The organism is Acinetobacter sp. YH12151, from assembly GCF_013418355.1.
In the GTDB taxonomy this organism is placed as follows: Bacteria; Pseudomonadota; Gammaproteobacteria; order Pseudomonadales; family Moraxellaceae; genus Acinetobacter; species Acinetobacter pseudolwoffii.
Genome location: NZ_VPCG01000011.1, coordinates 76649 through 84285, shown reverse-complemented (window position 1 = coordinate 84285; position 7637 = coordinate 76649). Strand labels below are relative to the sequence as shown.

General features: G+C 44.5%; 9 protein-coding genes and 4 tRNA genes. 3 read left to right on the top strand and 10 right to left on the bottom strand.

What is annotated here, in order from left to right:
• Positions 1-151 precede the first annotated feature (151 nt).
• The 3 genes from FTU82_RS06210 to FTU82_RS06200 all read left to right on the top strand — a co-directional run bounded on the left by FTU82_RS06210 (position 152) and on the right by FTU82_RS06200 (position 3183).
• Entirely contained in the window at positions 152-718 is a 567-nt protein-coding gene (locus tag FTU82_RS06210) for a LysE family translocator (protein ID WP_180000957.1), read from the top strand.
• Positions 719-808: 90 nt separating this feature from the next.
• Positions 809-2614 (top strand): DUF2157 domain-containing protein, encoded by a 1806-nt coding sequence (locus FTU82_RS06205; RefSeq protein ID WP_100329104.1) that lies wholly within the window; start codon positions 809-811, stop codon positions 2612-2614.
• Positions 2611-3183, top strand: coding sequence for a GDYXXLXY domain-containing protein (locus tag FTU82_RS06200; RefSeq protein ID WP_180000958.1), 573 nt, complete (start codon positions 2611-2613; stop codon positions 3181-3183). Before FTU82_RS06205 ends, FTU82_RS06200 begins: the two co-directional genes overlap by 4 nt.
• Before the next feature lie 69 nt (positions 3184-3252).
• Here FTU82_RS06200 and panD read toward each other — a convergent pair whose 3' ends face one another.
• From panD to lolB, 10 genes are all read right to left on the bottom strand, one after another.
• Positions 3253-3633, bottom strand: coding sequence for an aspartate 1-decarboxylase (panD, locus tag FTU82_RS06195; protein ID WP_005097743.1), 381 nt, complete (start codon positions 3631-3633; stop codon positions 3253-3255).
• A 146-nt stretch (positions 3634-3779) separates the two neighbouring features.
• Positions 3780-4361, bottom strand: coding sequence for an aminoacyl-tRNA hydrolase (gene pth, locus FTU82_RS06190; RefSeq protein ID WP_074383404.1), 582 nt, complete (start codon positions 4359-4361; stop codon positions 3780-3782).
• Between the two features lie 18 nt (positions 4362-4379).
• A complete protein-coding gene (gene rplY, locus FTU82_RS06185) occupies positions 4380-4676 on the bottom strand; it encodes a 50S ribosomal protein L25 (RefSeq protein WP_005097741.1) in 297 nt (98 codons plus the stop codon).
• A gap of 98 nt (positions 4677-4774) precedes the next feature.
• Entirely contained in the window at positions 4775-5728 is a 954-nt protein-coding gene (locus tag FTU82_RS06180; protein WP_005097740.1) for a ribose-phosphate pyrophosphokinase, read from the bottom strand.
• Between the two features lie 36 nt (positions 5729-5764).
• A tRNA-Gln gene (locus tag FTU82_RS06175) sits at positions 5765-5839 on the bottom strand.
• Between the two features lie 92 nt (positions 5840-5931).
• A tRNA-Gln gene (locus FTU82_RS06170) sits at positions 5932-6006 on the bottom strand.
• Positions 6007-6026: 20 nt separating this feature from the next.
• A tRNA-Gln gene (locus FTU82_RS06165) sits at positions 6027-6101 on the bottom strand.
• A gap of 25 nt (positions 6102-6126) precedes the next feature.
• Positions 6127-6201: transfer RNA gene (locus FTU82_RS06160), tRNA-Gln, on the bottom strand.
• 2 nt (positions 6202-6203) lie between these two features.
• The gene (gene ispE, locus FTU82_RS06155; RefSeq protein WP_180101140.1) at positions 6204-7031 is read right to left on the bottom strand and encodes a 4-(cytidine 5'-diphospho)-2-C-methyl-D-erythritol kinase; all 828 of its coding nucleotides are present in this window, start codon (positions 7029-7031) and stop codon (positions 6204-6206) included.
• Positions 7032-7052: 21 nt separating this feature from the next.
• On the bottom strand, positions 7053-7631 hold the full coding sequence (lolB, locus tag FTU82_RS06150; protein ID WP_005097737.1) for a lipoprotein insertase outer membrane protein LolB: 579 nt from the start codon (positions 7629-7631) through the stop codon (positions 7053-7055).
• Between the last annotated feature and the right edge of the window lie 6 nt (positions 7632-7637).

Here is a 7637-nt window from a genome sequence, read left to right as displayed (position 1 = left end):
AAGGTCTTGCTCTACTTTCTTTAAGCTTTCAGTCAAGTATTTCATTGCAAGTTTTTTTAAAATTTAATACCTAAATTGTATATGTTTGACTATATTTGTCAATATAATTATTTACTATCAATCACTCTTGTATTGTCTGGCTGTTGTGGTAATGATCGCCACGCCTGGTCCGGTGATGTTGCTGGTGGCCAGTGCCGGTCTAAAAGGCGGTTATGCTGCGGCTTTAAGAACTATTTTTGGCACCAATTTCGCTTCATTGATATTGATTGCTTTATCGATATTAAGCCTGAAAGGCTTGCTGGTCATTAATGAACAGTGGCTGGATGCCATCAAGTTGCTGGGTTGTCTGTATATTGGTTATCTGGGGCTGCAAATATTTCGGGAGGTGATTTTCCAGCAAGCAGAGTCAACTCAAAAGAAGTTATCTCCGGTACGTGGCGGCTTTCAGCAGGGTTTTCTGGTCGGTATTTCCAATCCCAAAGATATTATTTTCTTTGCGGCTTTTTTCCCGCAGTTTATTGGTATTACATCTGATCTCGATTTGAGTCTCATAATCTTAACCTTGAGCTGGATCGTGCTGGATTTCCTGACCCTGTCGGTGGTGTATTTGGGTTTTAACCGTTTATCCCGTTCTCGGTTGTATCCGCATTTGCTGGCCTTGTGTGGTCTCATTCTGCTGATCATTGCTCTTTACGGCATTTATCAGATCCTGATTTAAAAAAGTACTGCACAGTTGTAAGGTTCCTGCCTGGCATATGCGCTAAAAATCATGCTAAGGTAAAATCAAATAAAAATTGAACAGATCAGCATGTCTAAAACAGTAACCAAGCCCGATCATCCATTCTCACCGCTGTTATTTATTCAACCTGCTGTTATTCAGATTCTTCAAATCATTGGACTCGCGCTGATCGCTGTCAGTATCGTGTATCTGCTGGCAGCAAACTGGTGGATGCTGCCGAAATTTGTCCAGTTGTTTATGCCGCAAGTTTTATTGCTGGGTTCGGCATTGCTGAGTGTGCATTTTGCTGCGCGAGAAAAGTTAAGACAAAGTCTGGATACTGTATCGGGTTTAATGCTGGGCTTAAGTCTGGCGGTGATTGGGCAGATCTATCAGACTGGCGCGGACAGTTATCAACTATTTTTGCTTTGGGCATTGTTACTTTTGCCTTGGCTGTATCGACCGAATATTGGTGTGTTTGCATTATTTTGCGTGGTCAGCCAGCTGGCGCTTTATTTTTATTTTAAACAAAGCTTTTGGTTGGTGCGTGCTGAAACTGCCTATCTGCTCAGTCTTAATCTGTTGACCGGACTGAGTCTGATCTATGCATTACGCTATTATCCGGTTTTACGCTATCTGTTGATTGCCGTGGTGGTACTCATTTCGGTATTCAGCATGTTTCGATTTATCGACTCGAATTCGATCTGGTATTTGGCTTCGGTACTGGTCTTAGCACTGTTATTTAGTGCTTATTTCTATACTCGGCAGCAACAGCTGGAAACCAGTTTGCTGGTTGCAGGGCTGGCACTGAGTTTTAGCATTCTGATTTTTGATCTCACAGACCAATATTTGCAAAATTCAGCTGCAGGCTTATTGGTGCTGGCTTTGCTCATCTTTGGCTGGTTTGCGGCGATTAGTGCGCTGCTGATAAAGCTGTTACCCCAGAGCCGGTTTTCGGTCATTCCACTGGCGCTGGGCGCATGGATTGCTGGTGTGATACTGGCCATGCTGTTGCTGACCTATTGGGAAAGTTTATCCATCCTGATGGGGCTAATCTTTATCGGGATTGCCTGGTGGCTGATTCATAGCAAGCCTTCAGTTTTTCTGCGGCAACTGGCTTATTGTTTGTGGGTTTGCGGTCAGGCTGCTGTCCTGATTCATACCGAATTGTTGACAGATAGTTTATTGCTGATCTGGCTGATACAAATCGGTATTACGTTGCTAAGTATCATGAATCGCATGCATTGGCTGGTGCTGCTATTACAGTTATTACTGGCTCATGCGTTGGGAATTGCAGTTTTAATCGAGCAGCACCCATTTTCTCATGACCATCGCCTGATCACATGGATCATGCTGTTGAATTACAGTGTGCTGACCGTGGCTTTACTCACTGCAAGACACTGGCTTGCTTCAGCTTATGCCAAAAGTGTGAATCTGTGGATGATCAGTATTTTGGCAGCAACGGCTATTTTTCAATGTCTGTTGCAATTTGGCGTAGCGCAGCAACTGCATCCGCGCGGTATAGATGAAGCAATTGTTTTCTATATTTTACCCGCAGTATGGCTGCTGAGTTTTATCGGAATACATCTGAAGCAATTTTCGCTGACACCACTCTGGCTGATTCCTGCCGTAGGCATTTTACTGATTGCACTGGGCTATTTTGAAATTTTCATCATTCTGGTACTTATGGCCTGGGCGATGGTCAATCAACAGCGATTGATGCAGGCCTTATTGGTTCTGTTACTGATCTTCTGGTTATGGTTGCTGTATTACAATCTGGGACTCAGCTTTTTATTTAAGAGTGTCAGTATCTTTGCTTCAGGTCTGCTGGTTTTGCTTCTGGCTTATGTGTTGAGCTCACCGAAATTTCAGTCGAAAACAGGAGTAGCCTCATGAAAAAGTTCTGGGTGCTACACCTGAGTATTTTTAGTATTGCCTTATTTGTGGGCTTAATTATCCAGCATGAATGGCATTTAAGAAATAGTCAGAGTATTTTTGTTAAGTTGGCGCCCGTCGATCCGCGTTCGATTTTGCAGGGCGATTATATGGCGCTGAACTATCAGTTGCATTTTGCTGGTCTGGATGCTGATGAAACTGCCCTGAATCAAACAGGTTCAGATATCACTATTCAGGATTTTAAAGATCGGTCTCAGATCGTGAGCTATGTACGCTTGGATGCACAACGACGAGTGATACGAAGCAGTTTTGATCCGCGTCTGTTACAAGTTCATCCGGCATCTTCCGTAAAACTGCTGTTAAAGAATCCACGCAATAGTTTTGAAGCTTTATATCCGGCGGCCAATAGTTTTTTATTCGCCGAAGGCCTAGAGCCGTGTTATCGCAATGCCAAATTTGCCGAACTTAAGCTTAAGGAAAATGGAAAGGCTTTACTGGTTAATCTTGTTGACTCCCATTTAAAGCCCCTAAATTGTGAAAGTTCTAAAAGCTGGCGGCAGGGCAGTTAATTATATTTAGTCATTCTGGCCATAAAAAAGCCCGCGAGGTGCGAGCTTTGGGAATCTGGTCGCATCGACTTAAGCGACTTGTACCGGAATACAGTTGGCAGTATGGCTGACGGTATTGTTTGGATTTGCATAGACCAAGCGTGGCTGATGTGCATTTGCTTCAGCTTCAGTGAAATCACCAAAAGTTGCAATAATGATGATATCGCCTACATCGGCTTGATGTGCAGCGCCACCATTGACTGAAATGATGCCTGAATTATCTTCGCCACGAATGGCATAAGTTGCAAAACGTTTACCATTGGTCACGTTCCACACATGAATTTCTTCGTATTCGCGAATGCCAGCTAAATCCATCAAAACGCCATCAATTGCACATGAACCTTCATAGTGTAATTCTGCATGTGTAACGTGAGCGCGGTGAATTTTGCATTTTAATAAACGAGATAGCATGGCTAGCGTCCCCTGAGTTGAACTAAGACTTTGATCATCATATGGTTGAATCAATTTCTACGACACTGGATAAGTGGGTAGGCTTGCGCATTTTGCGCTTAAATGATCTTTCTGACAAGCAGAATTGTCCAGCGATTTTTGAATGATCAGTTAGGCTTATAGGCATTAATTTGATTCATGGCTTGCTGTACTTCTGCATTCACCAGCATTTTGGTACGTGCGAGCGCATGTGAAATTGCATCATCCATTAACTTTTGTTCGCTGCTGGGCGCTTTACTGAGCACATGACCAGAAACACGGTCTTTGGCACCAGGATGGCCGATTCCAATACGCAGGCGATGGAAGTTTGAACCAATATGCGGCACGATATCGCGTAGACCATTATGACCACCGTGACCACCACCCGTTTTCAGGCGAATGACACCAGGATTCATATCCAGTTCATCATGGGCAATCAGGATCGATTCAGGTGCGATATTGTAGAATTTGGCGAAAGGAACAACACTTTTACCGGAAAGGTTCATAAAGGTTGTAGGTAGAAGAAGACGAACGTCTTGACCTTCGATATTGCCACGACCACTAAATCCATTGAATTTCGGGTCTTTCTTGAGGGTAATGCCATATTGCTCTGCAAGGCGTTCTACGAACCAGGCCCCTGCATTATGGCGGGTTTGGGCATACTCAGAACCTGGGTTGCCCAAACCAACAATCAGTGAAATATTTGACACTAATTACACCATTAACACTTATGCGCGTTTAAAGTCAGCGTGCATAGGCGTGTTTTTAGCTGGGTGACGTTGTAAGGCTTGGATTTTTACGCTTTCAACTTTACCGTCTACATCAATTTCGATAACTTCTTCAAAGAAAGAGTTATTTTCTAAAAATTTAACAAGCTGACGAAGCTCAAGAGTAACAGCTACAGGAGCAGCTTCGCCACCGTAGATGATTGCAGGAACTTTAGCTTGAAGACGAAGGCGGCGGCTCGAACCTTTCCCTTGAACTGCTTCTTCACGTGCTGCTGCGTTTAATACGAAGTTTGCCATGATAGACATCCTATTTAAGTTAAATGAACCAGACTTGCGACCAGTCTAGTGAGTAAAAGCCCTACCAAATGGCAGGGCTTTGAAAATTCAGCGCTCTATTATAGATAAGAATCGAACATTGCGCTAATAGATTCTTCGTTGTTAATGCGACGAATCGTTTCGGCAACCATGCTGGCTACGGAAACCTGGCGAATCTTGCCCAGTGCTAAAGCTTCATCTGAAAGTGGGATGGTGTCACAAACCACCAACTCATCAATCACAGAATGTCTTAAGTTTTCTAATGCTTTACCAGAAAGTACTGGATGCGTTGCATAAGCAACAACCTTGCGAGCACCGAAAGTTTTCAATGCATCAGCTGCTTTGCATAAAGTGCCTGCAGTATCTACCATGTCATCGACGATGACACAATCACGATCTTTCACATCGCCAATCAAATGCATCACTTGTGATTCATTCGCTTTTTGACGACGCTTATCGATGATTGCAAGATCGATATCACCCATTTGTTTCGCAACAGCACGTGCACGAACCACACCACCGACGTCAGGTGAAACCACCATCAGGTTGTGATGTGACTGCTGACGTAAGTCAGCAAGTAGCGCTGGTGTACCGTAGATGTTGTCTACAGGGATATCGAAGAAACCTTGGATCTGGTCAGCATGAAGATCAATCATCACAACGCGGTCAATACCTACAGTCGTCAGCATGTCTGCAACGACTTTAGCAGTAATTGGCACACGGCTTGAACGTGGACGACGGTCTTGACGAGCATAACCAAAGTAAGGAATCACGGCAGTAATACGACCTGCACTTGCACGACGCAAAGCGTCAGCCATGACTAAGATTTCCATCAGGTTATCGTTAGTAGGAGCACAAGTAGGTTGCACGACGAATACGTCTTTACCACGAACGTTTTCAGTAATCTCGACAGCGATTTCACCATCAGAGAACTGACCTACAGAGGCAGCGCCTAGAGGAATATGTAAGTGACTTACGACTTTTTGAGCGAATTGTGGATGCGCAGATCCACTAAAAACGACAAGATTGGGCATGAAGCACCCTTGGCGGTTGGGATATATGGGAATAGATGGCAGGGGTAGCTGGATTCGAACCAACGGATGCCGAGATCAAAACCCGGTGCCTTACCACTTGGCGATACCCCTAATGCGGCAGAACTTTAATATTTTTACGGTAAAGTGTCAAGGTAAATTAACAGTCTTACAGCAAATGAGTGTTCTGTCTTTTTTCGAGAAAATGGCAGGGGTAGCTGGATTCGAACCAACGGATGCCGAGATCAAAACCCGGTGCCTTACCACTTGGCGATACCCCTAAATTTGATGAACTGTAAGATGGCAGGGGTAGCTGGATTCGAACCAACGGATGCCGAGATCAAAACCCGGTGCCTTACCACTTGGCGATACCCCTAATACAGTACATCTACAGGTGAAAATGGCAGGGGTAGCTGGATTCGAACCAACGGATGCCGAGATCAAAACCCGGTGCCTTACCACTTGGCGATACCCCTATCTACACTTTAAACTGAACTAAAGGTGATTCTTGTAAACTGTTGACCAGGTAAGCTTTACATGGTGCATTTGCAAGAATATCTTCGATATTCAGATTTTCAGTGACTTCAATAAACACACAAGCACCTGTACCTGTAAGTTTTGCAATACCGAACTGGTCGAGATATTGCATCGCTTCATCGACTTCAGGATATAAGGATCGAGCCAGTGGCTCAAAGTTATTTCCAAAATCAGATGGCGTTTGCTGATAGGCGCAAAATTTAGTGCTCTTCGTGTCTCTTGTCAATGCTTTTTGCGAAAAAAGCAGTTGAGTGCTGATAAAACAGTCAGGTTTTAACACAATGAATTGTTTTTGATCTAAGTCTATGAATGTTAAGTGTTCGCCAATGCCTTCAGCCCAGGCATTTCGACCATGTACAAATATCGGTACATCTGCACCCAGCTTGACTCCGAGATCTGCCAGTTGCTCGATATTTGAACCGCACTGCCAGAGCTGGTTCAGCACAATCAGGGTGGTGGCTGCATTCGACGAACCGCCACCGAGTCCAGCACCCATCGGGATATTTTTTTCCAGACGAATCTTTAGCCCGGTCAGTGTTTGAGCATAGGGCTTCAACAGTTGTACCGCACGATAGATTAAATTTTGTTCCAGATCGACTGAGGCCAGCCCTTCAATCTGGATGTGTTGATTATCTGTTTGTTCAAACTCCAGCCAGTCATACAGATCAATCAGCTGAAAAATGCTTTGCAGCTCGTGATAGCCATTTTCACGGCGACCGGTAATATGTAAAAACAAATTCAGTTTAGCAGGCGAGGGAACACGAATCATCATGGGCTAACATCAGGTCAATTAACGGTTTTCAATGATCATTGTAATACGGTTTTCCGCACCATTTTCAAGTGACTGCTTTAAAATCAAGCGGTTTGGCATTTTTGCCTGCGCATTGTAATTGAGATCGACCGTCCAGCCCTGTTCAATAATCTGGCTAATCCGCTGTGTATCATCTTTTTGCAATTTGGCAGTCGTTGTCGCAGGGCGGGCCTGTACCCAGTCCACTAAATAGCTGATCGGTGCTTGCCAGCCTGTGGCGCGTTGCAGTAATTCTTCGGCACTGGCCGCCTGAATCACACCCGTTTTAGCACTGTTTAATGTGACTTGGCCGGGCGTGCCGGAAATCTGGGTTTTGCCCACACCTAAAATGCCACTCAGCTCAATATCAAATTCTTCTTGCTGTTGTACCCAGGTAAAGAATGCACTGCCGGTCTGTTGCGGTGTGCGCACACCAATTTTACCTTGCAGCTGGAATTGATTATCTGCCTGTACAGAAGGTGTCACTGGCGTTTGCGGATTGATCATCTGCTGACAGCCAGTTAAGAATAAAGCAGTTGCTGCAAAGGCACAGCAGCCCAATTGGCTTAAATTGCGCATAAAAGA